26 protein-coding genes are annotated in these 25,377 nt (G+C 71.0%); 14 read left to right on the forward strand and 12 right to left on the reverse strand.

Annotation, left to right across the window (positions count from 1 at the left end; genetic code table 11):
• Positions 1–23: 23 nt before the first annotated feature.
• The gene (locus H4281_RS03085) at positions 24–512 is read left to right on the forward strand and encodes a GyrI-like domain-containing protein (protein WP_182889316.1); all 489 of its coding nucleotides are present in this window, start codon (positions 24–26) and stop codon (positions 510–512) included.
• A 16-nt stretch (positions 513–528) separates the two neighbouring features.
• Here H4281_RS03085 and H4281_RS03090 read toward each other — a convergent pair whose 3' ends face one another.
• Positions 529–1,005 (reverse strand): anthrone oxygenase family protein, encoded by a 477-nt coding sequence (locus H4281_RS03090; RefSeq protein ID WP_182889317.1) that lies wholly within the window; start codon positions 1,003–1,005, stop codon positions 529–531.
• A 113-nt stretch (positions 1,006–1,118) separates the two neighbouring features.
• Here H4281_RS03090 and H4281_RS03095 point away from each other — a divergent pair, with 113 nt between their 5' ends.
• Both H4281_RS03095 and H4281_RS03100 read left to right on the forward strand, forming a co-directional pair.
• On the forward strand, positions 1,119–1,958 hold the full coding sequence (locus tag H4281_RS03095; RefSeq protein ID WP_182889318.1) for an alpha/beta fold hydrolase: 840 nt from the start codon (positions 1,119–1,121) through the stop codon (positions 1,956–1,958).
• A 205-nt stretch (positions 1,959–2,163) separates the two neighbouring features.
• Entirely contained in the window at positions 2,164–3,099 is a 936-nt protein-coding gene (locus H4281_RS03100) for an AraC family transcriptional regulator (protein ID WP_182889319.1), read from the forward strand.
• 21 nt (positions 3,100–3,120) lie between these two features.
• Here the strand turns inward: H4281_RS03100 and H4281_RS03105 are convergent, their stop codons facing one another.
• The gene (locus H4281_RS03105) at positions 3,121–4,257 is read right to left on the reverse strand and encodes an FAD-dependent oxidoreductase (RefSeq protein WP_182889320.1); all 1,137 of its coding nucleotides are present in this window, start codon (positions 4,255–4,257) and stop codon (positions 3,121–3,123) included.
• 83 nt (positions 4,258–4,340) lie between these two features.
• Between H4281_RS03105 and H4281_RS03110 the strand changes: the two genes are divergently transcribed.
• The 3 genes from H4281_RS03110 to H4281_RS03120 all read left to right on the forward strand — a co-directional run bounded on the left by H4281_RS03110 (position 4,341) and on the right by H4281_RS03120 (position 6,674).
• Entirely contained in the window at positions 4,341–5,027 is a 687-nt protein-coding gene (locus tag H4281_RS03110) for a TetR/AcrR family transcriptional regulator (RefSeq protein WP_182889321.1), read from the forward strand.
• A gap of 27 nt (positions 5,028–5,054) precedes the next feature.
• On the forward strand, positions 5,055–5,798 hold the full coding sequence (locus H4281_RS03115) for a hypothetical protein (RefSeq protein ID WP_182889322.1): 744 nt from the start codon (positions 5,055–5,057) through the stop codon (positions 5,796–5,798).
• Positions 5,799–5,879: 81 nt separating this feature from the next.
• Entirely contained in the window at positions 5,880–6,674 is a 795-nt protein-coding gene (locus H4281_RS03120) for an MBL fold metallo-hydrolase (RefSeq protein WP_182889323.1), read from the forward strand.
• On the opposite strand, the gene H4281_RS03125 is transcribed toward H4281_RS03120, so the two are convergent.
• On the reverse strand, positions 6,675–7,838 hold the full coding sequence (locus H4281_RS03125; RefSeq protein WP_182889324.1) for a tyrosine-type recombinase/integrase: 1,164 nt from the start codon (positions 7,836–7,838) through the stop codon (positions 6,675–6,677).
• Positions 7,835–8,530 (reverse strand): TetR/AcrR family transcriptional regulator, encoded by a 696-nt coding sequence (locus H4281_RS03130; RefSeq protein ID WP_182889325.1) that lies wholly within the window; start codon positions 8,528–8,530, stop codon positions 7,835–7,837. The genes H4281_RS03125 and H4281_RS03130 overlap by 4 nt, the downstream gene beginning before the upstream one ends.
• Positions 8,531–8,608: 78 nt before the next feature.
• On the opposite strand from H4281_RS03130, the gene H4281_RS03135 reads away from it, so the two are divergent.
• A complete protein-coding gene (locus H4281_RS03135; protein WP_182889326.1) occupies positions 8,609–9,730 on the forward strand; it encodes an FAD-dependent oxidoreductase in 1,122 nt (373 codons plus the stop codon).
• Positions 9,731–9,814: 84 nt separating this feature from the next.
• Here H4281_RS03135 and H4281_RS03140 read toward each other — a convergent pair whose 3' ends face one another.
• Positions 9,815–10,516 (reverse strand): flavodoxin family protein, encoded by a 702-nt coding sequence (locus H4281_RS03140; protein ID WP_182889327.1) that lies wholly within the window; start codon positions 10,514–10,516, stop codon positions 9,815–9,817.
• A gap of 132 nt (positions 10,517–10,648) precedes the next feature.
• Between H4281_RS03140 and H4281_RS46100 the strand changes: the two genes are divergently transcribed.
• A complete protein-coding gene (locus H4281_RS46100; RefSeq protein ID WP_182889328.1) occupies positions 10,649–11,539 on the forward strand; it encodes a LysR family transcriptional regulator in 891 nt (296 codons plus the stop codon).
• On the opposite strand, the gene H4281_RS03150 is transcribed toward H4281_RS46100, so the two are convergent.
• Positions 11,536–12,279 (reverse strand): AfsR/SARP family transcriptional regulator, encoded by a 744-nt coding sequence (locus tag H4281_RS03150; protein WP_182889329.1) that lies wholly within the window; start codon positions 12,277–12,279, stop codon positions 11,536–11,538. The two genes, H4281_RS46100 and H4281_RS03150, sit on opposite strands and share 4 nt — an antisense overlap.
• A gap of 245 nt (positions 12,280–12,524) precedes the next feature.
• On the opposite strand from H4281_RS03150, the gene H4281_RS46510 reads away from it, so the two are divergent.
• Complete coding sequence (locus H4281_RS46510) at positions 12,525–13,796, forward strand: cytochrome P450 (protein WP_220506603.1); 1,272 nt, start codon at positions 12,525–12,527, stop codon at positions 13,794–13,796.
• A gap of 38 nt (positions 13,797–13,834) precedes the next feature.
• On the forward strand, positions 13,835–14,815 hold the full coding sequence (locus tag H4281_RS03160; RefSeq protein WP_182889330.1) for a GNAT family N-acetyltransferase: 981 nt from the start codon (positions 13,835–13,837) through the stop codon (positions 14,813–14,815).
• A 4-nt stretch (positions 14,816–14,819) separates the two neighbouring features.
• Here the strand turns inward: H4281_RS03160 and H4281_RS03165 are convergent, their stop codons facing one another.
• A complete protein-coding gene (locus H4281_RS03165) occupies positions 14,820–15,320 on the reverse strand; it encodes a hypothetical protein (protein WP_182889331.1) in 501 nt (166 codons plus the stop codon).
• Between the two features lie 163 nt (positions 15,321–15,483).
• Here H4281_RS03165 and H4281_RS03170 point away from each other — a divergent pair, with 163 nt between their 5' ends.
• The 4 genes from H4281_RS03170 to H4281_RS03185 all read left to right on the forward strand — a co-directional run bounded on the left by H4281_RS03170 (position 15,484) and on the right by H4281_RS03185 (position 18,584).
• Positions 15,484–16,122: a helix-turn-helix domain-containing protein gene (locus H4281_RS03170; protein WP_182889332.1), complete on the forward strand. Its 639-nt coding sequence runs from the start codon at positions 15,484–15,486 to the stop codon at positions 16,120–16,122.
• Positions 16,123–16,274: 152 nt separating this feature from the next.
• On the forward strand, positions 16,275–16,610 hold the full coding sequence (locus tag H4281_RS03175; protein ID WP_182889333.1) for an SH3 domain-containing protein: 336 nt from the start codon (positions 16,275–16,277) through the stop codon (positions 16,608–16,610).
• 231 nt (positions 16,611–16,841) lie between these two features.
• Entirely contained in the window at positions 16,842–17,912 is a 1,071-nt protein-coding gene (locus H4281_RS03180) for a hypothetical protein (protein ID WP_246411257.1), read from the forward strand.
• A 183-nt stretch (positions 17,913–18,095) separates the two neighbouring features.
• Entirely contained in the window at positions 18,096–18,584 is a 489-nt protein-coding gene (locus H4281_RS03185) for a DinB family protein (RefSeq protein WP_182889334.1), read from the forward strand.
• 222 nt (positions 18,585–18,806) lie between these two features.
• On the opposite strand, the gene H4281_RS03190 is transcribed toward H4281_RS03185, so the two are convergent.
• Genes H4281_RS03190 through H4281_RS03210 form a run of 5 tightly spaced genes read right to left on the reverse strand, consistent with a single transcriptional unit; the run spans position 18,807 to position 25,377 of the window.
• Entirely contained in the window at positions 18,807–19,613 is an 807-nt protein-coding gene (locus tag H4281_RS03190) for an SDR family NAD(P)-dependent oxidoreductase (protein ID WP_182889335.1), read from the reverse strand.
• Positions 19,610–21,208: a class I adenylate-forming enzyme family protein gene (locus tag H4281_RS03195; RefSeq protein WP_182889336.1), complete on the reverse strand. Its 1,599-nt coding sequence runs from the start codon at positions 21,206–21,208 to the stop codon at positions 19,610–19,612. Before H4281_RS03195 ends, H4281_RS03190 begins: the two co-directional genes overlap by 4 nt.
• A 16-nt stretch (positions 21,209–21,224) precedes the next feature.
• Complete coding sequence (locus H4281_RS03200; RefSeq protein ID WP_182889337.1) at positions 21,225–22,682, reverse strand: aldehyde dehydrogenase family protein; 1,458 nt, start codon at positions 22,680–22,682, stop codon at positions 21,225–21,227.
• Positions 22,682–23,416 carry a hypothetical protein gene (locus H4281_RS03205; RefSeq protein ID WP_182889338.1) on the reverse strand — a complete coding sequence of 245 codons (735 nt, stop codon included), beginning with the start codon at positions 23,414–23,416 and terminating at the stop codon, positions 22,682–22,684. The genes H4281_RS03200 and H4281_RS03205 overlap by 1 nt, the downstream gene beginning before the upstream one ends.
• Positions 23,416–25,377, reverse strand: coding sequence for a hydantoinase B/oxoprolinase family protein (locus H4281_RS03210; protein ID WP_182889339.1), 1,962 nt, complete (start codon positions 25,375–25,377; stop codon positions 23,416–23,418). Before H4281_RS03210 ends, H4281_RS03205 begins: the two co-directional genes overlap by 1 nt.

Raw genomic sequence — 25,377 nt, forward strand, 5'->3', positions numbered from 1 at the left:
TCCGTCCAGGAAAGGAACCCCCCTTGCCCACCATCGTGGACAGAAACGAACAGCGCTACGTCGGCTACCGCGCGACGGTCGGGCCCGACGGCATGGCCGAGGTCGCGCACCGGATCGCCGCGATCATCGGAGCCCTCGCCCAACGCGGCCTCGAACCCGCCTGCGCGCCGTTCTTCCGGTACCTGGTGCTCGGCACGGACAGGGAGACCGTCACCGTCGAGGCCGGCGTCCCGGTCAAGGAGCCCCTCGACCTCGGCGACGAGTACTTCAACGACGTCCTGCCCGCCGGGAAATACGCACAGGCCACCCACCACGGCGCGCCGAGCGGTCTTTTCGCCGCGACCGCCGACCTGCTCGCCTGGGGCGAAAAGGAAGGCGTGCGCTGGGACCGCACCGTCGAGGCCGACGGCGAGCACTGGGCCGCGCGGCTCGAGATCTACCGCACCAACCCGCAGTTCGAGCCGGACGCGAACAACTGGGACACCGACCTCTGCTTCCGGCTCGCCGGCTGACCGTGGTGTCCCGGGGTCACGCGCCCCGGGACACCACGGCGCCGACCAGGCACCCGAATCCGGCCGCGGACACCACCGTCCGCACCAGGTTCCACCGCACCCACGGTTCCTCGAACCGGGCGCGCAGCGCGGCGAAGTCGACCGTGTCGGCGGTGAGGGCGTTGTTCATCGGCACGTTGACCGCGCCGGTCACCACCACCGTCGCCACCAGAAGCACGGCGCCCGCGATGAGCCAGGGCAATCCGCCCTGCGCTCCGCTGGTGAAGTGCAGAACCACGGCCGCGACGGCGAGCAGCGGCGCACCCAGGAACGACAGCATGAACCAGCCGTTGAGGATCGCCTCGTTGATGCGGCGCATCGCGGTCACGAACGTGTGGTCGTCGGCATGGGCGAGGCCCGGCATCACCGAAACCGTGTACGCGTAGAACAACCCCGCGATCAGCCCGGCCGCGACCACCGCGGCCACGAGCACCGCCTTGGAAACGATCACCATCGCTCTTGCCTTTCGTCTTGTCCCCCAACGCGCCCCAGTCAACCCGCAGACCGCGAGACGATCCATCGCTTAGCCGCTCGGAGCCATGCGTCATCGTCTCGCTAGGAGACCCCATGCAGCACACGCTCCCCAGCGGCGTCACGCTCGGCGCCGAGCACTTCGGCGATCCGGCCGCGCCGCTGGTCCTGCTCGCCGGCGGCACCACGATGCTTTCCTGGCCCGACGCCTTGTGCGAAGCCCTTTCCCGCGGCGGACGGCATGTCGTGCGCTACGACCTCCGCGACGCGGGCGCCTCGACCACGCTCGACCCGGACGCACCGGCCTACACCTTGCGCGACCTCGCCGCCGACGCGGCCGCGCTCGCCCGCGAACTCGACGACCGGCCCGCTCACCTGGCCGGGATCGGCGTCGGCGGGATGGTCGCCCAAGTCGCCGCCCTCGACCATCCCGAGGCGTTCTCCGCCCTCACGCTCTGCGGGACCCGCCCCGTCGCCCCGGGGCCCGTCGACGCGGACCTGCCCGATCACGACGCGAAAGCCATGCGCGCACTGTTCGCGCTGCCGATGCCGGACTGGTCGGACCGCTCCTCCGTCGCCGACCGGGCCGCCGCCATCGCCGAAGTCCTCGGCAACGACCCCGACACGGCCCGAACCGTCGCGGCCCGCGTCTTCGACCGTGCCGCCAGCACGGAACCGGTCGTGCAGATGGCCAACCATCTCGGCATGGTGTTCTCCAAACTCGACTGCACGCCGCGCTGGCGCGAACGCCTGCCGGAGCTCGCGATCCCGACAGTGGTGCTGCACGGCCGCCGGGACGTGTTTTTCCCGGTGGGCAACGGCGAAGCCCTCGCCCGCGAGATCCCCGGTGCGCGGCTGGTCGTCCTGGAAGACGCCGCGAGCGCGATCCCGGACGCTGCGGCCGACGAGGTCGCCGCGGCGATGCTCGCCGTCTGACACCAAGCGCCGGTTTTCGCCCTGCCCGGCTGAGGCGCGACAGGGGCAGCAGACGGTTGCTCGCGGGATTTGCTTGGCAACGCGGAAATAGCTGGCTCCTCGGCGGCGGGCCAGCGCTCGGCTCGGGCGGAGGGAAGCGGACCGCGGCAAGGGAACCCCCGGAAAACACCAGGATTTCCCTTGCCGCGGCGCTAGTCTCGGCCGGGTGGATCCGCTCACCGCGTTGCTCGAAGGACCCCGCGCGCACGGCGCGTTCCTGCTCCGGTCCGTGCTGCGCCCGCCGTGGTCGCTGCGGATCGAGGACGAAGCGCCGCTGACCGTGCTCGCCGTCGTGCGCGGCGACGCCTGGCTGGTGCCCGCCAACGCCGAAGCCGTCCGCCTTGAGAGGGGCGACGTGGCCGTCGTCCGGGGACCGGATCCGTATCTCGTCGCTGACGATCCGGAAACGCCGCCGCAGGCCGTGATCCGCCCGGGACAGGAGTGCGGCACGCCCGACGGCGGGCATCTCACCGACCTGACCGAGTTCGGCGTCCGCACCTGGGGCGACGACCCCGACGGCCCGACCGTGCTGCTCACCGGCACCTACCCGACAGTCGGCGAGGTTTCGCGCCGCCTGCTCGCCGCCGTGCCGAACGTCGTCACCGCTCGCGCCGGGACCAGCCCGGATCCGCTCGTCGCGATGCTCGCCGACGAAATCGACCGCGACGTCCCCGGTCAGGAAGCCGTCCTGGACCGGGTGCTGGACCTCCTGCTCGTCCGCGTCCTGCGGGAATGGCTCGACCGCCCGGCCGCGCCCGCCTGGTACCGCGCGCACGGCGATCCGGTGGCCGGGCACGCCCTGCGGCTGCTGCAGGACCAGCCCGAGCACCCGTGGACCGTCGCCGGCCTCGCGAGCGCGACCGGCGTCTCCCGTGCCGCGCTCGCGAGGCGGTTCACCGACGCGGTCGGCGAACCGCCGATGACCTACCTCGCCACCTGGCGGCTCGCCCTCGCCGCCGACCTGCTGCGCCAGCACCCGGACGCGACGCTCACCGCGATCGCCCGCCAGGTCGGCTACCGCAGCCCCTTCACGCTGAGCGCCGCGTTCAAACGGGAGTACGGGCGCAGTCCGCAGCACTACCGGCTGCGCGAACCTGCCTGACCGCCCGGCCCGCCGACAGCGTCAATCCTCCTCCCCGGACATCTTCGCGAACAGGTGCCGCACCTTCTCCGCCGCGCCGTCGGACAGGAACAGCTCCAGGTTGTCCGCCGACATCCGCGCCGCCGGTTCAGCGCGTTCGAGCATCGCCTGCTCGAACTTCGCCACGTCGCCGCCCTCAGCCAGAACCAGGGCGAGTTCGGCGCCGTCGCGCATCGCGAGGTTCGCGCCCTGCCCGGCGAACGGCGACATCAAGTGCGCCGCGTCCCCGATCAGCGTCACACCCGGCGTGCTGTCCCAGCGCACCCCGACCGGCAACGCGGTCAACGGATACACCAGCATCGGCCCGGACGTGGCGTCCACCAATGCCAGGAATTCCGCCGGCCACCCGGCGTAGAGCTCCTTCAACGCGGCACGAGCGCGATCCGGATCGTCGAACGGAATCCCCGACGTCTCCGTCCAATCCTCGGCGCACCGCAGGGTCAGATGGACGCGGATCGTGCCGTCCCCGTTGCGTTGCGCGGAAAGCGTCTGCTGATCCCCGATCGCGGAGAAGCTGCCGCGGCCCACGAGCGCCGAAGCCGCCGGGTGCGCCCGGTCCGCGTCATGGATGACCAGCTCCATCCCGTGCACCCCGCAGTACGCCGGTTCCGCGTCGGCGAGCAACGGCCGGATCCTCGACCGGGCGCCGTCCGCGCCGATCAGGAAATCGCAGTCCAGGGTTTCGCCGCCGGAGAGGTGCACGCGATGGCGTCCGTCGCCGAGCGGCTCCGCCCCGGTCACCGCGTGCCCCCAGCGGACGGTCTCCTCCGGAAGCGCGTCGAGCAGCAGTTTCCGCAGCGCCGGACGGTCCGCCTCGGGACGGCCCCAGCGTTCTTCTCCCTCGTCCGGGGTGATTTCCCGCCGCAGCGGGGTTCCCGCGGAGTCGTACAGGACCATGTCCTGGCCCTCCGGACGGGCGATCGCGCGGTAACCCGCCTCCAGGCCGGCCTCGCGCAGCGCCCACTGGCCCTCGTCGACCGTCAGGTCCAGCGTGCCGCCCTGAACCCGCGCTTCTCGGCTGGCGTCGCGTTCGCAGACCACGGCCTCGACGCCGTGCGCGTGCAGCACCCGCGCGCAGGTGAGCCCGCCGAGCCCGCCCCCGGCGATCACGATTCGCATGATGACATCCCCTCGATACAGTGTATAGGCGAAATACACCGTATCGGAACCGCCCCGGTACTGTCACCCGAAAAGGAGCGAGCATGGACGAACTGGTGTGGGAACGGCCCGAACCGCCGGCGCGCGCGACGCCGGTGCCGTTGAGCCGCGCCCGCATCGTCGAGACGGCTTGCGCGCTCGCCGACGAAGGCGGACTGGAGGCAGTGTCGCTGCGCAAAGTCGCGGCCGCGCTCGGTGCCGGGCCGATGCGGCTTTACGGCTACCTCGACACCAAAGAAGAACTGCTCGACCTGATGACCGACGCCGTCTACGGCGAGATCCCGCTGCCGGACCCGGACACCGAAGGCGTGGCCGCCCTGCGCGCGCTCGCCCACGGCTGCCGCGCCGCCGTCCAGCGGCACGAATGGTTCGCGGACCTGATCGGCGGACGGCCCGGCCTAGGCCCGAACGCGCTCGCGTACCTGGAGGCCTCCCTTGCCGCCGCGGCCGGTCCGGGCCCGATCGAGGACGCCATGATCACGGTGTTCACCGTGCACTCCTACGTCACCGGCGCGGTGCGCAGCGAGATCCGCGAACGGCGGCTCATCAGCGACACCGGCCTCGACGAGGAAGGCTGGCACCGCGCCGCCGCGCCCTACCTCAAGCGGATGTTCGACACCGGCCGCTACCCCACCCTTTTCCGCACCGCCCGCGACGCCGTCCACCCGGATGGCGACGCCGTCTTCGCCGCCGGTCTCGAGCGGGTGCTTTCCGGACTCTCGCTGAGCTAGTTACCGCTTAAGCGGCAAGATAGGCGCATGGACACCGCCGCACTGGGGCCCACGACCCGTGTCATGCACGCGATGGAACAGCTCTGGGCCGAGATCCGGAGGCGGCACGCGGACGTTCCCGAGGCGATCCTCGTGCTGGCGTCGGGAACGATGGGCACCACCACCGAGATCCACGGCCACTTCGCGCGGTCCCGCTGGCACGTCGGAGACGGCGTCGAACCCCGCGCCGAGTTCTTCCTCGGCGCCGAAGGCCTCCGGCGCAGCGCGGCCGAGATCCTCTCCACCACGCTCCACGAGGCCGCGCACGGACTCGCCGCCACGCGCGACATCGTCGATGTCAGCGACGGCCGCTATCACAACAAACGCTTCGCCGCGCTCGCCGCCGAACTCGGCCTGCGCGCCGAACAGGCGGACCGGATCGGCTGGTCCTCCACCACCGCGCTCCCCGCGACTCTCGAGGCCTACCTTGGAGAACTCTCCCGGCTCGAAGCCGCTCTGACCGTGTGGCGGCACACCGAGCAGGAGGTCGCCCGACGCGCCGTCGCTGCCCCGCCGGACGACCCGGAGGGGCCGGACGAGGTGGCCGAACCGCCCGCGCCGCCTGTGGTGATCGCCCCGGTCGACGGGCGCGGCGCGCACCGCGGCGGGCCGAACTACGTCGCGGCGATCTGCCGCTGCGAACCCCCGCGCCGGATCCGCGCGGCCCGGTCGATCCTGGAACTGGGGCCGATCACCTGCACGCTGTGTTCCGAGCCGTTCATCGAGGCTTGACCGCTGCTCCGGGTGCACTTAGTGCTTGCACTTTGCTATCACTTCGGGCTACTGTCGCGCTCCACGAGCGAAGGGGGTGCCATGCTGAGCCAGGCAGCGGAAGGCGTGCTGGTCCACCAGAGCGAGGTGCTCGAGAACAACGCGGTCGTCGTGCAGGGCCGGGACGGCGTGCTGCTCGTCGACCCCGGGCTCACGAACGGAGAACTCGCCTGCCTGGCCCGCGATCTCCGCGAACTCGGCCAGCCGGTCGCGGCGGGCTTCGCGACGCACCCGGATTGGGATCACGCGCTCTGGCACGCCGAATTCGGCGACGTCCCCCGCTACGGAACTGCCCGGTGCGCCGCCTATTTGCAGGATCTGCTCGCGAAGCCGGACTGGAAATCCCTTGTCGCAGAAGGATTGCCGCCGGAGATCGCCGGCGACGTGCCGCTGGACCTGTTCGGCCGCGTCACCGCGCTGCCCGCCGGAACCGCGTATCTCCCCTGGGTCGGCCCGCGAACCCGGATCATCGAACACCCGGCGCACGCCCCTGGCCACGCCGCGCTGCTGATCGAGGAACGCGGGGTTCTCGTCGCGGGCGACATGCTTTCCGACGTCCTGGTCCCGATGTTCGACACCACCGCCGATCCGATCGAGGACTACTTGACCGGGCTGCGGCTGCTGGAAGCCGCGGCGGACGAAGCCGACGTCGTCATCCCCGGCCACGGGTCCGTCGCAGCCGGTCAGGTGCGCGCGCGAATCAAACTCGACCGCGCGTACGTGCAGGCCTTGCGCGACGGTCGCGAACCCGACGACCCGCGGATCGGCCCGTCGGCCAAGCCCGGCTGGGAATGGGTCGGCGATCTGCACCGGGCACAGGCCGCCAAACTCGGCTGATCAGCCGAGCCAGCCGCGATGCAGCGCCGGAGCCAGCTCGTGCGCGGCCGAGTCCCGGACGGCGTTCTCGTCGTGCAGATACCCCTCGGTGGTCGACAACGCGGCGTGCCCGAGGTCGCGCTGCACCTGGCGCGGCGGGACCCCTCGCTCGATCGCGTGCGTCGCGTAGGAGTGGCGCGCCGAATGCGGATGGATCGTGTCGCACAACGGCTGCAGGTGCGTCGCGACGAACCGGGCCTCGGCGGTGTCGAGCACCTCCTGCAGCCGCGCGGTCCTGGCCGGCTGGCAGAACGTCGCGCACAACCGGCGCAGCAACGCCGTCACGTGCGAAACGTGCACGCGCGCACCGGTGCTGGTGACGAACAACGGCTCCGCCCGCTTCGCGCCGACCTGGCTGCGCAGCGCCGGGACCTGCGGCGTGACCCGCTCGGCCAGATAGGCGTCTAGCGCGTCGGCCACCGGCGCGGCCAGCGCGACCTCGCGGTCCTTGGATCCCTTGCCGTGCACGCGAAGCACGCCGAAGCCGCCCGCGGCCGGCCGCCGGTAGTCGCCCAGATCGACGCCCACGAGTTCCTCCGCGCGCACCCCGGTGCCGATCAGGATCTCGACCATCGCCCGGTCGCGCAGCCCGTTTCGGCTGTGGCCGGCCAGCAGCCACGCCGCGAGCAGCAACGCCCGGCACGCGTCGAACGACCAGCGCGCGGTCTGCGACGGGACGCCGGAAGGCCGGTTGAGATGCTGCGCCCGCCGGTCCACGAGCGCGGCGGGATTGTGCCCGGCCAGACCTTCGCGCAACAGGTACTTGCGGTAGAACGCGGACACCGCCGACAGCATCCGGCCGCGCGTCGCGTCGCGGTACCCGGCCCGCGCCAGCTCGTCCAGCCACTGCTCGACGTGCTCCACCCGGACGTCGGCGAACGACGTGAACCCGTTGCGCAGGCACCACGGCAGCCACGCGAGCGCGTCCGGATCGGCCCGCCGCGCACGGCCGCGGCGGCGTCCCGGATCGGGCGGCTGGTAGCCGGGCACCCAGTCAAGCGGAATGCCCAGATCGGTCGCGTACGCGACCCGGGTGTTGAGCGACGCGTACACGCGCAGGAATTCCCCGAACCGCTCCCGCGCGTCCTTGCCCGCTCCCCCGGCATCGGTGAGCGCGAGGGTCATGCGCGCCCGCCCGGATACAGCGCGGCGACCCCGGCGAGCACGAGATCGATCCCGGCGAGGAACTGCGCGCGGTCGTCGTGCTCGCGCATCTGGCTCGCCATCAACCGGGTCGTCTCGTACTCCTCCGGGTCGAGGTCCTCCCACGCTTCCGCGGTGGCGGCGAGGAATTCCGCCCGGTCCGCGTCCGGCTCGGCGACCCGGCTGTTGGCCGCGTTCTGCCCGGCCGCGCCCAGCACGTAGTGCATCAGCACCGACGTCGCGGTGAACCAGTGCTCCTCGGGCACGCCCAGCGCGCGGACCCGGCGGCCGAGGCTTTCGAGGATCCGCGGCGTCACCGGCCCGCCCGGGCTGCGGGACAACTGGAGCAGCAGCTGCGCGGCCAGCCACGGATGCGCGTCGATCGCGGAGAACAGGCCGAGCGCGACCGCGTGCACCTCATCGCGCGGCGAGCCGGCCGGCTCCGCTGCCAGCGCGTCGGCCACCACCGCGTCGGTCGCGGCGACCAGCAGCTCGCCCTTGTTCGCGACGTGCCAGTAGATCGCCCCGGGCCCGGTCGCGAGCCGCTCGGTGAGCACCCGGAACGTCAGGCCGCTCTCGCCCGCCGCGTCCAGCAGTTCCACCGCCGCCTCGACGATGCGCTCCCGAGAGAGTGCCTCCGTGCGCCGCTGTGCCCGGCGCGTCCCCGTAGCCATGCGCTCATCTTGACACATCTGGTACGCCGTTCCAATATGGAATGGCGTACCAGAACTGTCACCAGTAGGAGCTGTGCCATGAACACGTCCGTCACGATCGTCGGCGCCGGGCTCGGCGGACTCACGCTCGCCCGCGTCCTGCACGTCCACGGAATCCCCGCCGCCGTGTACGAGGCCGAGCCGTCCCCGGCCTCGCGCGCCCAGGGCGGCCTGCTCGACATCCACGACTACAACGGTCAGCTCGCCGTCGAAGCCGCCGGGCTGACCGCCGAATTCCGCAGCCTGATCCTGGAAGGGAGACAAGAGCTGCGGCTGGTGTCCCATGACGGGACCGTGCTGTTCAAACAACCCGACGACGGCACCGGCGGCCGTCCCGAAGTTCACCGCGGCGAGCTGCGGCAGCTGCTGATCGACTCGCTGCCGGAGGGCACTGTCCACTGGGGACACAAGGTCAGCGGCGTGCGCGCCCTGGCGCAGGGCTGCGAAGTCGCGTTCGCCGACGGGGGCACGGTGACCACAGATCTGCTGGTCGGCGCGGACGGCGCCTGGTCGAAGGTCCGGCCGCTGCTGTCCTCGGCGAAACCCGAGTACAGCGGGGTGTCCTCGGTCGAGACCTTCCTCCACGACTCCGACCGCCTGTTCCCGGCCACGGCCGAAGCGGTCGGCGGCGGGATGCTGCTGGTGCTCGCGCCGGGGCACGGGATCACCGCGCACCGCGAGCGAGACGGAATCCTGCACGCCTACATCGGGCTGCAACGGCCGCTGGAATGGTTCGACGGCATCGATTTCACTGCCCCGGCGGCCGCGACCGCGCGGATCGCGGCGGAGTACGAGGGCTGGTCGACGGCGTTGACCACGCTGATCACCGAAAGCGCCACCGCACCCGTCTTGCGGCCGCACTACGGCTTGCCGATCGAGCATCGGTGGGAGCGGGTGCCGGGCGTGACCTTGATCGGCGACGCCGCGCACCTCGCGCCGCCGAACGGCGAAGGCGCGAACCTGGCCATGCTCGACGGCGCCGAACTCGGGCTCGCGCTCGCCGCCCATCCCGGCGACGTCGAGGGCGCCCTCGCCGAGTACGAGCAGGCGATGTTCCCGCGCGGCGCGGAAACCGCCGCCGAGGGCGCGCACCTGCAACGGCAGATGTTCGGCCCCGACGCACCGCACGGGCTGCTCGCCGAGTTCGTCGCCGGAACGTAGGACAGTTCGGCAGGTCTGTGAAGGAGCCCTTGAGGGAACCTGATCCCCTCAAGGAACCCTTCACAGACCGCAAACTCACCTGCGTCAGGACGCAGCGTCGCGGAGGGAGGCGGACAGCGCGCGGGCCTCGTGCTCGGTCATCCGGCCGGTTTCGTAAGGCACGCCGTTGACCCAGCGCTGCGTCAGCCGCGCGATCCGCTCGCCGTACCGCTGGGCGGTGGCGCGGTCGCCGTGCGATCCGGCCTCCTCCGGGCCGAGGTCGGCGTGGCTCTGGCTCATCAGCCCCAGCCACGAGCCGAGCCGGTTGACATCGTCGCGGGACCCGCCGCTCCAGTTGTTGCCCGGCATGTCGCCCACGCCGATCCACTGCATGCCCAACTGCGCGGCGAACACCGACAACTGCTGCAGCACCGCCAGCTTGTCGCCGCTCTGCGACGCGGACATGGTGAACCCGCCGGCCAGTTTGTCCTTCCACGCCTGTGTGGTGAACGGCGTGAACGCGGCCTCCATGAACGCCTTGAACACCGCGGACACGCTGCCCATCAGCGTCGGGCAGCCCATGACGATCGCGTCGGAACGGCCCAGCAGCGCCATAACCTCGCTGTCGTGCCAACGGCCCGCCGAGACGTCCTCGGCCCGGATGTCGACGAGGTGCACCCGCACGCCCGGCACCTGTCGCGCCCCTTCGGCGAGATGATCGGCCAGGAGGCGGGTGTGCCCGTGGACCGAATGGCAGACCACGGCGACCGTGGCCTGCGGGATGCCGTCAACGGCAGTGGCTGTCATGCGAAATCTTCTTCCGTTCGTGGGGGAATCCCCTGCTTGCTCCCCATCTCATCCCGATCCCCGGGCACCATCAACGCCGTTCTCCACCACCCAGCGATCGGTGAAACCGATCGATCGAGCTAGCCTGATCCGGTGGACAGGATCGAACTGGAAGCGTTCGTCACGGTCGCGGAGGAACTGCATTTCGGCCGCGCCGCCGAGCGCCTGCACCGCGGGCAGCCGACCGTCAGCGACGCCGTCCGGCGCCTGGAGAAAACCTTGGGCGGCAAGCTGTTCCACCGCACCAGCCGCCGCGTCTCGCTGACCGGCCTCGGCGAAGCCCTCCTGCCCGACGCGCACGCCACCCTCGCCCAGCTGCGCCGCTTCCGGCAACGCGGTCGCTCTCTGGCGGGCGGCGACCCGAAGCGCGGCACGCTCGTCGTCGCCCACGCCGAATACACCGCCCACCAGGTGCTGCTGCGCTGCCTGCCTCTGCTGCGCGAGCAGTTCCCCGACGTCACGATCGTGCCCGAGCCGATGCCGACCACCGCGCAGCTCGCCGCCCTGCGCGCGGAAACCGTCGGGCTCGGCATCGGCTGGGCGACCGGCGGGATCGACGGCGTGCGGGCGCGGGTGCTGTCCGCCGAACGGTTCGTCGCGCTGGTGCCCGCGGCGCATTCCCTTGCCGGACACGCGGAACTGAGCGCCGCCGAACTGTCCTCGACCGCGTTGCTGACCTGGCCGCACCAGATCAACAGCGGGCTCTGCGACCGGCTGCTGTCGGCGTTCCGGATCAGCGGCGCGGACCTGCGGATCATCCGGACCGCCGACAGCGTCCAGGCGATCGCCGCCCATGTCGCGGCCGGGACGGGAATCGGGATCACCGTCGAGTCGGCACTGGACCACCAGCCGCCGGGGCTGCGGATCATCCCGCTGACCGGTCCGTCGACCACCGCCGACCAGGTCGTCCTCCTGCCCGAAAACCCTTCGGACGCCGCGCTCGCGCTGCGGGAGCTCCTGCTGCGCGCTTCCGTGCCGGGCTAGGGGCACGCGCCGGAGAGGATCCGGCCGTGCAGTTCCACCAGCCGCGCTCCCGGGTCGACGCCCAGCTCGTTGCGGAGACGGCGGCTCAGCCCGGCGTACCTGCGCAGCGCGTCCGCCTGGCGGCCGTGCCGGCACAGCACCGTCATCAGCTGCGCGGCGATCCGTTCGTCCAGCGGATGCTCGGCCGCGTAATGGTTCAGCGGGCCGAGCAGTTCCGAAGACTTGCCTTCGCGCAGGCAGATGTCGAACAGGTCCAGTTCCGCGCCCAGCCGCTCGGCGGCGAACCGGGCGCGCAGGTCGACCAGCCACGCGGCGTCGACGTCCACGAACGGAACGCCGCGGCACAGCGACAACGCCTTCTCGTAGGTTTGTTTCGCCCGCCGCCGGTCGGTGCCGGACTGCCTCGCCCGCGCCACCAGGCCGCGGAACCGGCACAGGTCGATGTCGTCCTCGTCGACCAGCAGCACGTATCCGCGGTGCCCGCGCGTCAGGACCAGCCGATCACTGCCCTGGAGCACCCCGCGAAGCCGGGAAACGTAGCTGTAGAGCGCGTTGTGCACGCGCGCGGGCGGGGAGCCGTTCCAGACCCGGCTGATCAGCTCGCCGGTCGAGATCTGGACGTTCGGCTGGATGAGCAGCGCCGCGAGAAGCCTGCGCTGCCGCGGCGGGCCCAAGGCGAGAATCCGCCCGCCGACCCGTATTTCGACCTCTCCGAGAACCCTGACCTCGGTGCCGCACACGGAACCTCCCTGGGTCCTTTCCGGGATACCAGTCCCGCCGCCGAGGGTTCAAGGTCGCTGCAAGGTTTCGACAAGGCGCCCCGGCCACGATGGGCCACAGCCCGGGCAGCGCCGCTCCGTCACCGGAAACGCGCCGGCCCGCTTTCGCCCCCGGCACGGATTTCCCGCTGCTGCGAACGGGATTCGGGAGGTGAATGCCCATGCTGTACGTCCACTGACCCGGCAAGCCGCACCGCGGGAGCGTCGTGACCGGACCGGCCGCGACGCTCCTGCTCCGACCCGACCGCGGCGTGCTCGCCGGGGAACCGGAGGACGTTTTGGCCGCGCACGACAAGCCGCACGACGACCCGTACTACGAGCCGCTCGACCCGCGCGTGCCCGCCGATCCGCACCCGGTCTACCGCGCGCTGCGCGAGGCGCATCCGGTGTACTGGCACGGAATGCTGGACTCCTGGGTCGTCACCGAGCACGCCGCCGGACGTCAGGTGCTCGCCGATCCCGCCCGCTACGCCTCGGACTTCCGCCGGGCCGGGCTCGACGTCCCCGCCGCGTCGGTCAGCCTGCAGCGGCTCGACCCGCCGGAGCACACCGGGATCCGCCGGTTGCTGATCTCCGCGCTGCACCAGACGCCGCAGCGCGCCATGGCCGGGCACCTGCGCGCGAGCATGGCTTCCCGGCTCCTCGGACTGGCCGATTCGTGCCCGGCCGACCTCGTCCGGGGCTTCGCGCGTCCGGTCGCGCTCGACGCGATCTGCCGGTATCTCGGCGTGCAACCGCCGGGCGGCGAAGAGTTCGAGCGTTACTCCAATGCCATCGTGCGCAGCATGGACGCCGGTCTCGACCCGTCCCGCGCGGAAGCCGGGAACGAGGCCAGGGCCCAGCTCAGCGAACTCGTCGCGGGCTGGCTGGCCTCGGAGAACCAGACCGGTTTCGTCGCCGCCGCCCGCCGCGCCCGCCCCGGCATTTCCGCGGACCTGCTGGCGAACTCGCTCCGCGCGGTCCTGCACGCCGGGTACGAGTCGTCCAGCCGCCTGCTCGGCGCCGCTCTGCTGCGCCTGGCGCGCCGGCCCGGTCTGCTGGATCTGCTGTCCGGATTGGACGGCGCGGACGATCTCGCCGACGAACTGGTCCGCCTCGACGGATCCGTGCAAGCCGACGGCCGGATGTGCGTCGCCGACGGGGAACTGGGCGGCCAGCGCGTCCGGCGCGGCGACGTGGTGATCGTGCTGCTGGCGGCCGCGAATCGCGATCCCGCGGTATTTCCTTGCCCGGACGAGGTGAATCCGCGGCCCCGGCGCGGCCTGCACCTCGGATTCGGCCGCGGCGCGCACTCCTGCCTCGGCGCCGCGCTGGTCAACCTCCAGCTGAGGACCCTCTTCGATTGCCTGCGGGACAACGGAATCACGTTGACCTTGGCCGGCTGCCCGGTCTGGGAGGACACCGCGACCCTGCGCGGGCTGACGTCGCTTCCGGTCCAGGTCTCGATTCGGCGGAAAACCTCGCTGCACTGGCGGTAGGTTGCGAGGAGGGGCTGGTTTCGATCAGGGGGGCGACCGTGCTGGACGTGCGGCTTTTCGACGCCGACCGGGCGAGCGACGCGGACTGGGACGCACTGCACGAGCTGCAGTTTTCCGCCTACCGGCTGGATTTCCCGGAGCGTCCGCCGATGACGCGGGAGGAGACGATCTCCGGCGTGCGCGCGCCGCAGATCCAGGCGGGCGAGCAGCTGGTGTGGACCGCCCACCGGGACGACCGGCTCGTCGCCAGGGCGATCGCGACCCTGCCCGCCGACGGGAACGAACACCTCGCACTCGTGCGGCTCCACGTCCACCCGGACGTGCGGCGCCAAGGCATCGGGACGGAGCTGCTGCACACGTTGGAGCCGAAGCTGCGGGCACTCGGGCGGACGCGGGTGGAGGCGTGGAACCTCGCCCTCGGCGGCCCGGGCGAGCGCTGGGCTCAAGATCTCGGGTTCCGGATCGTGCACTCGGCGGTCCTGCAGATCATGGAGCTGAGCGAGGCCGACCGCGCGCGGTGGGACGTCGCGCCGCCTCCCGGATACCGGCTGATGCGGTGGGCCGGCGCTGCTCCGGAGCCGCTCGTCTCCGAGTACGCGAAGGCTCGCGCGGCTATTGGCGACGCACCGTTGGGCGAGTCCGAGTTCGGCGCGCCGGATTGGTCGGCGGACCGGGTCCGGCGGATCGAAGCCTCGTATCGCGAGCGGGGCATCGAGCACCGGACGGTGGCAGCGGTTTCTTCCGGGGGCGAGGTGGTCGGCCTGACGGAGATGGAATCGCGGCCGCTGCTGCCGGATAGGTTGCACCAGGGCGACACCGCGGTGCTCGCCGCGCATCGCGGGCACGGTCTCGGACTGGCGATGAAGTCGGCGATGCTGCGGTGGTTCACAGCGGACCGACCTGGCGTGGCGCAAGTCTGGACCGCCACGGGTGCGGGAAACACGCACATGATCGCGGTCAACCACCGGCTGGGGTTCGCGACGGTGCAGGCGGGCAGCGTGGTGAGCCGGGAGTTGTGAGGATTCATCGCCACGAGGAAAACGGGGACGCGTCGGCCAGCGGCGAGCGCGCGGTCTCCAGCGAACTGCTGAACGCGGACATCAACCGGAGGATCATCTCTTCCAGGCTGGCGGCGCCGGCGATCTCGACGGCGGGATCCGGAGTCCAGGAAGTCCTGGACGTGCAGGTGAGCCGCAGTCGCTCCCCGCACGGGCTGAAGTGCACGGTCCGCTCGATGCCCTGGCCGTAGAAGCCGATCTGGCCGTCGCGGCGGGCGCGCAGGTCTCGCAGCAGTCGGGGAAGCTGTTCGACCAGGGTCGACAGGTCATAGGCGACGTCCACCGGCCAGCTCCCGCCGAAACCGCGGACGGTGAACGCGCAATCCGTCGCGGCGAGGACCTGGCAGGCCTCGATGACCAGGGCGTCGAAGCCGGGATCGCCGTCCGGCGCCGGCGCGACCCTGCCAGGTGCGCGCGTGGCGGGCCGCAGAGAGAAGGCAAAGCCTCGCAGCCCGCTCTGAGCCATCAGTGTCCCCCGTGTTTCCGACGCCGTGCCGGCTGATCCTGGCACGGCAGTTCCCCCGCTCCGGAGTCCCCGGATCGGCTGATCGCCGAGTTCGCCGCCGGGACCTGGGCGTTTCGCTCGCTACGCTGATCCGCGGTCCGGACGGCTTGGCGAGGGGCGAAGCATGGCGGAGCGCGGTTCGGACGCGAAAACCTTCGGCGAACGCCTGCGCGAACTGCGCGGGCCGATAACCCAGCACGCGCTCGCCCGGCGTTCGGCGATCGGCTCCGAGGCGCTGACCAGGCAGCGCGTCTCCTACCTCGAGAACGGCCAGGTGCCGACCGCCGGTCAGCTTCGCTGCTACCTGCGCGGGTGCGACCGGGCGGACCTGTTCGACGAACTCGACGCGGTCCGCAAGCGGCTGTGCGAGTCCGGTCCGGCGTCGGGGGAACCGGCCGGGCCAGGACGCCGGTGGCAGTTCGCCGCGATCGGCGCCCTGGCCGCCGCGGTGCTGCTGGCTGCCGCGACCGCGACGTTCTGGGCGCTTGACCGTCCGTCCGCGACCGTCGCCGAGTGCGCGCCCGGCTTCGTGTGCTTCTGGAGCGAACCGGAATTCGGCGGGCACAAGATCACCCTCGACCCGGTCTGGGCCAGTGCGAACCACTGCGCCGCCCTGCCGTTCGAGGCCCGCTCGGAGATGAACAGCAGCAAAGAACGCCAGCTCGGCTTCCCCGCCCCGGACTGCACGGGATGGCACACCGTGCTCAACCACCTCGGCGGCACGGAACGCTCGACCTCCGTCCGGTCCTACCGGCACAGCTGACCGAGCCCGGGTTCCCCCAGCTCAGCGTGTCCGGCGCAGAACGGGACACGGCAGGACACCCGTCGATCTGGCCGCGCTCCCCGCCCCGGTGCTGTTCTCGATCGGCCACCACCCGTGGCGACCGGGGAAAGCCATCACCAGGGAGGAACACGATGAGGATCTCGAAGACGCTGACCGCGGCCGCACTGACCCTCGCGGCCGCCGCCGCGACGATCAGCCCGGCGCTCGCCGCACCCGCGCTGGCCCCCTACCGCGTCACGCCGTGGCACGACGCGCGGGTCCGCCAGCTGCCGACCACCCACAGCCAGCAGGTCGACTACGTGACCGCCGACAACGGCTACGACGCCTACTGCTGGACCCACGGCGAGAACATCGAAGGCAACGACATCTGGGTCCGCCAGCTGGGCGACACCTACAAGCAGGGCTACGTGGCCGCCTACTACCTGAAGGGCGGAGTGACCGGCGGCGTCGGGACCCAGTGCGGCTGACGTCTTCTCGAGGTGCCCCGCCTGGCTCGGACAGGCGGGGCACCGCTGCGGATCGCCGCCCTGATCGTTCTCGAAGCCGCCTGTGGCACAGTTATATGAATAATCTCAGTTATCCATATAGTTCTAGCTTCTCGCTCCTGTCTCCCGGTTTAAGTTATTCAAGTCTTACCTCGTGTTTCGGTATGTAAACCATAACTGTAGAGTGGGTGTCACCTGCGGAAAGGGGCACTGATGGAGACGATGGGGCCGCCGATCCGGCGCGGAAGCCGCGAGGAACGCCGGGAGGCGACCGTGCGCGCGCTGGCCGCCGGGGACGAGGCGGGATGCGCGTACTGCGGCCGGCCGCTGCCGCCGATCCCCCGGCAAGGCGGGCGGCCGACGCCGTACTGCCCGGCCGATCCGGAGCGGTACGGAAGGTGGGGCGCGAAGGTCGTCACGTGCGCGATGCTCGACGAGCAGCGCGAGATCTGGGTGACCGTCTACGGCCCCGACCAGCCGATGACCCAGCTCGACACCCGGGCGCTCGACGAGCAGCTCGGGTCGGCGTTGTCGGCGTTGGACCCGCTGCACGCGGAGCTGTCGGCGCTGCGCACGCACGTCACCGACCAGACCGCGGCCGCCCTCAAAGCGCGGGAAGAGGCCGAAGCCGCCCGCGACGAGGCGTTGGCGGAGGCCCGGGCGGCGAACGCGGAGCGCGCGCACGCGTTAGCCGAGGCGGAGGAAGCGCGTGCGGCCGAGGCAGCGGCCAGGAAACAGTCCGAAGTGGACCGGGAAGAGCGTGACGCTGCGCTCGCGAACGCCGCTGCGGCGCGGAAAGCGCAGGAAGCCGCGCTGGCGGTCCGTGATGAAGCCGCGAACAACCGGCAGCGTGCGCTCGAGCAGGCGGCAGGCGCGCATGACCGGGTCACGGCGTTGCAGCGCGAGATCTCCGCGTTGCGGGCGACGGCGGTCGAGGATCTGGAACAGGCGCGTCGTGTGGCGGCGGAAGCGCAGGAGGAACTTCGGGCAGCGCTGACCGGCGAGCACGAGACCCGGATGCGGGAGCAGGAGCAGCGGTTGCGCGAGCAGGCCGCGGAGGCGGACGAACGTGTGCGTGGCGTTCAGTCGGCGGCTGATCAGCGGGTCGCGGAGTCCGCTGCGCAGTTGAGCCAGGCGACCAAGGCGTACGCCGAAACGCTGGCACCGCTGCATGCTGAGCTGGGGGAACTGCGTGCTCGTGTGAGTGCGCAGCAGGCGGAACTTGAGGAATTGCAGCGGCTTCGCGAGGCGGAGAAGGCGAAGGAACCGGAGGAAACCGAGTAGCCGGGTGCGGTGGCAGCGGCCACCGCACCCGGCCGGGTTGTGGTTGAATACCTCCCGTCGCCGGGTTCGACCGGCTGACCGTCATCGCCCGCGGTGCTTTTCCTGGCCCGCGCAGGCGCAGCACCTCAGCGATCCCGGCCTCGCCAGGCCGTCCCCCGTCATGCCCGAGAACGGAGCAGAACCATGCCCACCGAACGCATCACCAACGGCGCCGAACGAGCACTGCTCGAGAACACGCTCGACCGCAACCGCGAAGCACTGGCCGAGACCCTCCGCGGCCTGTCCGAGGCCGACGCCCGGCGACGGCTCGTCGCGTCGCTGTCGACGCCGATTTCCGTGGTCAAGCACGCCGCCGCGGCGGAACGGATCTGGTTTCAACGGTTCTGGGCGGGGCTCGACGAGTCCGAATGCGACGGGTACTCGAAGCGAGACGTCGGCACCTTCGCCGTCGCCGACGACGAGACCGTGGCCGACGTGATCGCCGAATACGAACGCGCCAGCCAGCGGTCAAGGGAGATCGCCGCGCGCTTCGAACTCGACGACACCAAGGAGTTCCCCGGCGAGGGCACCGTCAGCATGCGATGGACGCTGCTCGCGATGATCCAGGAATTCGCCCGGCACGCGGGACACGGGGACATCCTGCGCGAGCAGATCGACCAGCCGCTCCCCTGACCTCGGCGGTCACTGGTGCTTGGCGAGGAAGGGAAGGAGCGCGTCGCGCCATCCGCCGAGCGCGAGGACGGGGCTCTCCAGTTTCCGTTGCGCCGCTTGCCGATTCCGCTCGGCGTCGACGAACATCGCCCGCCGGTCCGGCCGGTGAGCACCGTAGGCGAGCGGGACTCTGCGGGAATCAGAGTCCGGGAAGGCCGCCCTCACGACCCGCCGCCGCCCGGCTCACAGCTCGTCGAAGACCAAAGTGGACGAATCCACCGCCGCGCCGCCGCCGTCCGCGACCAGCACGTGGCCGGTGACCATGGACGCGTCGCCCGAGGCGAGGAACGCGCACACCGACGCGATCTCCTCCGGTTCCGCGGCACGGCGGAGCGGCACGTGCTTCGTGGTCAGCGCATATGCCTCGTCGAGCGTGATGCCCTCGCGCTTCGCCAGATAGGCCATCGCGCCCTCGCCGAGCGGGGTGCGGACCCAGCCTGGGCAGACCGCGTTCACTCGCACGCCCTTCGGCCCGTAGTCCCGCGCGAGCCACCGGGTGATGCCGATGATCCCCGCCTTGGCCGCCGTGTAGCCGACGGTTCCGGGCGGCCCCGCGATCAGCCCGGCCGTCGACGCGAACAGCACCAGTGAGCCTTGCCGCCGTTCCAGATGCGGCAGCACTTCCCCGGCCAGGTAGTACGAACCGTGCAGGTTGACGTCCAGCGCCCGCTGATACGCCTCGACGTGCTGAGGCCGCGCGGTGCCCGATACTGCCGCGCCCTGAGCCGCGATCACGGTGTCGAGCCCGCCCAGCCGCTCGACGGCCTGCTCCACCACGTCGTGGATCGCCGCGCGGTCGGTGCCGTCCGCGGGCAAGGCGACCGCGCCGAGTTCGTCCGCCAGCTCCGTGAGCCGTTCGGCGTTCAGGTCGGTGAGGGCGACTTTCGCGCCGTCCTCGACCAGCCGCCGCGCGGTGGCCGAGCCGACCCCGCCCGCCGCGCCGGTCACGAGAGCCAGTTCGGGCTTGCGCCGCCGCACCGGGTGGTTCATCGGGTGCCTTCCTCTCCCGGCCGGGTGACCCCGGACTCCGTGGTGGTGCCGAGCTTTTCGTACTTGTCGCGCAGGGTGAACTTGAGAATCTTCCCGGACGCGTTGCGCGGCAATTCCGGCTGCGCCACGAAATACCGGGGAACCTTGTAGGTCGCCAGGTTCTCCCGGCAATACGCCCGCAACTCCGCTTCGTCGAGCGCGGTCCCCTCGGCCAGCACCAGCACCGCGCAGCCGGCTTCGAGGTACTTCGGGTCCGGCACCGCGACAACGGCCGCGTCCAGCACCGCCGGATGCTGCGTCAGCACCCGTTCGATCTCGGCCGGGTACACGTTCTCCCCGCCGCTGCGGATCATGTCCTTCGCCCGGCCGGCGAGCACGAGGAAGCCGTCCGGGTTGACGAAGCCCAGGTCCCCGGTGCGGCACCAGCCGTCCACGAAGGTGTCCCGGTTCGCGTCCGGCCGGTTCCAGTACCCGCCGCATACCGAGGGGCCGCGGACCAGAATCTCGCCGACTTCGCCGGGCTCCGCCGGTTCGAGCCCGAGGCCGGCGACCCGGACCTCGGTGAGCGGCACCGGGCGGCCGACGCTTTTCGGCTGGGCGTCGAAGTCCGCGTCGTCCAGCGTCGTCGCGATCGCTCCGCCTTCGGTGAGGCCGTAGACCTGCGTCAGCCGCACCCACGGCAGCTTCCGCCGCACTTCTTCGACGACCCACGGCATCATCGTGTCGCCGCCGATGATGAAGTGCGTGACCGATTTCGGCAGCCGGTCTTCGATCCCGTCCACGCGCAGCAGGTCGTGCAGCATGAAGGAGAACAGCAGGCAGTCGGTCACCTGCTCGGTTTCGAGCACCTCCAGCAACCGGTCGACGGTGAAGTTGCCGGACCGCAGGCACACGACGGTGCCGTGCATCAGGAACGCCGGCGCGGTCACCGCCTCGAAGCCGCCCGCGTGGTAGAGCGGGCCCGGCACCAGCGCGACGGTCTCCGGCGAGAACCGCCAGCGCAGCGCCTGCGCGGTGGCCGTGCTGACCGTGTTGGCGTGCGTCCACACCGCGCCTTTGGGCAGGCCGGTCGTGCCCGAGGTGTAGAGCAGCGACATCGGGTCCGCATCGGTCACCTCCGGCGCGTCGGCCAGTGGTTCGCGGCCGAGCAGCACCTCGAACGGAAGCGCCCAATCCGGGATCGGATCGGCGGAATCCGGACGGACCACGAAGGTCTCGACCCCGGTTTCCGCGCGCACCGGCTCGACCCGGTCGAGCAGGCTGCTGTGCACGATCACCGCTTTGCTGCCCGAATCGGCGAGGATGAACTTCAGCTCGGCGGGCGCGAGCCGGAAGTTGAGCCGGACCGCGACGACGCCGAGCCGCATCGCGGCGAAGCACAGCGGCACGTACTCGGCGTCATTGAACAGCATCAGACCGAGCCGGTCGCCCTTGCCGAGGCCGAGTTCGCGCAACGCCGTCGCGTAGCGCAGCGATTTGTCCCGCAGCTCCGGATAGGTCAGCCGTTCGCGGCCGTCGAAGCTGACCGCGATCCGGTCGCCGCCGGGCGGCGGAAGCTGGTCGGCCACCGCGTCGAGCAGCCTGGTGAACGTCATGGCCTGCCCTCCTGTCTCATACGCCCGGTCCGACGACGATCTGCTTCAGTTCGGTGAACTCGTGGACGCCCTCCGGCCCCGACTCGCGACCCCATCCTGAGCCCTTCACCCCGCCGAACGGGGCGCTCACCGCGGGCCCGAAAGTGTTGATCGCGACCGAACCCGCGGAAATGGCGGACGCGGCCGCCAACGCGAGGTCCCGGTCGGTGGTGTAGACGCTCGCGGCGAGGCCGAAGCTCGTGTCGTTCGCCAGCCGCAGGCCGTCGGCGAAGTCCTCGTAGGCCTGTACGACGGTGACCGGGCCGAACACCTCGTTCTGGGCCAGATCCGCGTCCCGGGCGACGCCGGTGATCAGCGTCGGCTCGTAGTAGTAGCCCGCGGAGGAGCCTTCCGGCCGCTTGCCTCCGGTGACGACCTCTCCCCCGGCGGCGAGCGCGCGGTCCACGAAGCCCTCGGTCCGCCGCAACGCGGCCGGGTTCACCACCGGACCGATCTGCGTCTCCCGGTCGAACGGGTCCCCGATCCGCATTCCCTGCCAAGCAGCGCGCAGCCGGTCGACCAGTTCATCGTGGCGCTGCCGCGAAATCAGCACCCGCGACAGCGCGGCGCACACCTGCCCGGCGCCGCCGGTCGCTCCGGGCACCAGCGACTTCAGCACCCGGTCGAGCGGGGCGTCGTCGAGGATCAGCGCCGGGGACTTGCCGCCGAGTTCGAGGTGCGTGCGGGCGAACCGGTCCCGCGTCGACTCGATGATCTGCTGCGCGGCGACCCGGCCGCCGGTCAGCGAAACGAGGTCGGCGCGCGGGTCCGCGGTCAGCTGCCGAGCCACCTCGACGTCGCTGCACAGGATGCTCAGCGCACCGGCCGGGAAGCCTGCCGTCGCGGCGGAGTCGGCGACCAGCCGCATGATCAGCTGTGACTCGGGCGCCGCCTTCACCACTACCGGGCAGCCCGCGAGCAACGCCGGGACGACCTTCGTGGCCATCGTGACCACCGGGCCGTTGTAGGCCAGGATCGCGACCACGACGCCAGCTGGTTCGCGCCGCACCACGACGTCGCCGAGCAGCGAACTGCGGTGGTCGTCGCGCAGCGCGTCCGCCGCGCACTCCAGAACGGAGTTCCACGCTCCGGCCGCGCCGTACTTGTGCAGCGTCGCGCTGTAGCGCACCGGCATGCCCGCTTCCGCGGCCCAGACCGTGCCCAGCTCGGGGAACCGCGCCTCCAGTGCCGAGCAGAACCGTGCGCAGATCTCGACCCGCTGCTCGACCGGCAGCCGTCCCCAGCCGGTGTCCGTCGCCGCCGCCAGGGCCGCGTCCGCTTCCTTCGCCGACGGCAGCGTCACCTCGGCGACGGTCTGTTCGGTCGACGGGGAGACGACCTCGTAAGCGGGTCCGGTCGCCGGGAGCCATTCCCCGGCCACGTAGACCGAGCCGAGGTGCGGCACCGTGACTCCGGCGATCTCGATCTCGCGCATCACGCCCCGCGATCCGAGAGAAAGAACGGGCTGGCGGGCTTGAGGAACATCGTCGCGAACGGCGGGATCATGAAGTCCGGCAACACCATCTCCCCGGAGATCAGCTGCCGCTTCACCTCAGCGCGGAAACCTTCCAGGCCGCCCGCCGTCTCGTAGATCGCCAGATGCCCCTCGTCGACCGGCTTCACCCCGGGCAGCGGCTTGACGTCGGAGACCTCGAACCGTTGCGCCCGAAGCATTCCCGGAGCCGACATGATCTGCGGGATGTGCTCCTCGTCGTACCATTTCCCGAACGTCGCGTCATCGCCGGTGTGCCGGCTCCACGCGAAGAACAGATGCCGGTCGTCCAGGTTTTCCGCGTCGGCGAAGAGGTCCGAGTGGAACGGCTCGCTGACCGGCTTGAGGAACAGCGCCTGGAACGGCTGCACCATGTAGTCGGGCAGCACCATTTCCCCGGAGATCAGCTTCCGCTTGACCTCTTCCCGGAAGCCCTGCGCGCTTCCGTCCATTTCGTACAGTGCGAGATGCCCGAAATCCAGCGAGCGCACGCCGGGCAGCGGCTTGGTGTCCGCGATGAGGAAGCGCTGCGCGCCGACCATCCCGGGCGCGTCCATCACCTGCGGGATGTGCTCCTCGTCGTACCATTTCGCGTAGGTCCCGTAGTCGGTGGTGTAAGTGCTCCACGCGAAAAACAGGTTGCGGTCCCCGAAAGCCGGGACTGCGGCGGAAACCATCAGCTCACTCCTTGTTCGTCCGACCGGCCGGAACGCAGCCGGGTTGTTGCTTCTTCGTCGACCCGCAGGCCTTCGGGATCGAAGTGCGGGTCGCCGACGACGACCACTCCGTAATCCCGCGCCGCCCCTTCGACGCTCACGTACTCGTCGCGCACATCGGCGAGCACCTTGGCCGGTTCGCGCTCGAACGGCGAGCCCCATCCCCCGCCGCCGTTCGTCAGGCAGCGCAGGACCGAACCTGCCTCGGTCAGCCACGCCTTCTGACTCGCGAAGTAGTGGTATACGCCCGTTTCCGGGTCCAGCGCCTTGGTCTCCGGGTCCAGCACGCCGGCCACCGGGGTGCTTCGGGCGTAGACGTCGCTCGAAACGCCCAGCAGCCCGCCCGGCCCGGAAGTCCCTTCCTCCGGCGGGAAAATCCACATCGCCCCGGTCGGGCCCGGCCGCCCGCCGTCGGCTCCGACCCCGCTGGGCTCCTTGGTCCGGAACGGCGACAAGTGCTGGGCGGCGGCGGTCAGCCACAGCGTGTCCTTGAGGTTCGCCGCGCCGCCGCGGTGCTTGCCCGGCCCGCCGGTGTCGACCGCGTGTTCCTTGCGCAGCATCACGACCGGCGAATCGTGCTCGATCGTCTCGGTCGCGGGATCGAGGTTGTTGAGGTTGTACAGCACGGTGTAGCTGTCGCCGTCGCCCTCTTTGGTCGCGCCCCACGGCCCGTGCTCGCCGCCGCACTGGGTCGCGCTCGTCCACGGGGTGCCGTCGTCCCGTACTCCGCTGGCGTTGTGCGTGTTGGTGGAGCCGTAGTCGCCGCCGATCGCGCGTTCGCCGAGGACCGGGTTCAGCGCGGCGAAGATCGCGGAGATCAGCGCGCCGGACGGCTCCCAGAACATCATCGGCGCGCCCTCCGGCGGCAACGCGCTCAGCAGCGTTCCCGGCGGCGCGACCAGGTCGACGTTGCGCCAGGTGCCGGAGGTGAACGGGATCGCCGGGTCGAGCAGCATCGTCAGCGCCACGCCCAGCGCGGTTTTCGCGTCGAGGACACCGCAGTTGATGCAGGTCCGCGCCTGCGCCGAGGTGCCGGAGAGGTCGGCCTCGATGTCGTGCCCGCGTTTGCGCAGCGTCACGTGCACCCGGTAGTCGACGGTGTCGTCGAGCCCGTCGGCGTCGATCAGCGCGCTGCCGGAGTAGTCCCCGTCCGGGATGCGGGCGATCGCTTCGCGCATCTGCTCGGCGGACGTGTCGCACGCGTAGGCGAGCGAGCCGAGGAAGGCGTCGAGGCCGTAGCGCTCGATGTTCTCCCGCACCAGCCGCTCGCCGAGCTGCAACTGCTGGTGCATGCTGTGGAAGTCCGGCAGCAGCAGGCCGCCCCAGCGGGTGTTGTCGAAGATCAGGCTGAACGTCGACCGCACCGGCTTGTCCTTGGCCCACAGCAGCATCGGCGGCAGCACGAGGCCGTTCTCGTAGACGTTGGTCTTGGTCGCGGAGAACCCGCCGGGCACGGTGCCGCCCATGTCCAGCTGGTGCGCGCACATCGTCACGAACGAGACGATCTCGCCGTCCACGAACACCGGCCGGGTGAAGAGCACGTCGTTCACGTGCCGGCCGCCGCGGTACGGGTCGTTGCAGATCAGCACGTCGCCCGGGGAAAGGTTCTCCGGACCGAACTCCTCGACCGCGTTGCGGGTCGCGTCGGGCATCGTGCCGAGGAACGGCGTCAGGCTGTTGCTGACCACGGCCATCCGGTAGTCCTGGGCCGGTGGGCCGCTGATCGTGCAGGCGAAGTCGTACCAGTCGCGGATGATCGGCGAGAACGCTTCCCGCAGGAACGCGGTGCTCATGTGCCCCACCGCGTACTTCAGCCGGTTCACGATCACCGAACCGGTGAACCGGTCGGCGTGGTAGGCCGCCTGGAACTGCTCGTCGGTGCGGTTCCGGATGCGCTCGGACGGAGTGTCAAGGGTAGTCAT

Source organism: Amycolatopsis dendrobii (assembly GCF_014145675.1).
Taxonomy (GTDB): domain Bacteria; phylum Actinomycetota; class Actinomycetes; order Mycobacteriales; family Pseudonocardiaceae; genus Amycolatopsis; species Amycolatopsis dendrobii.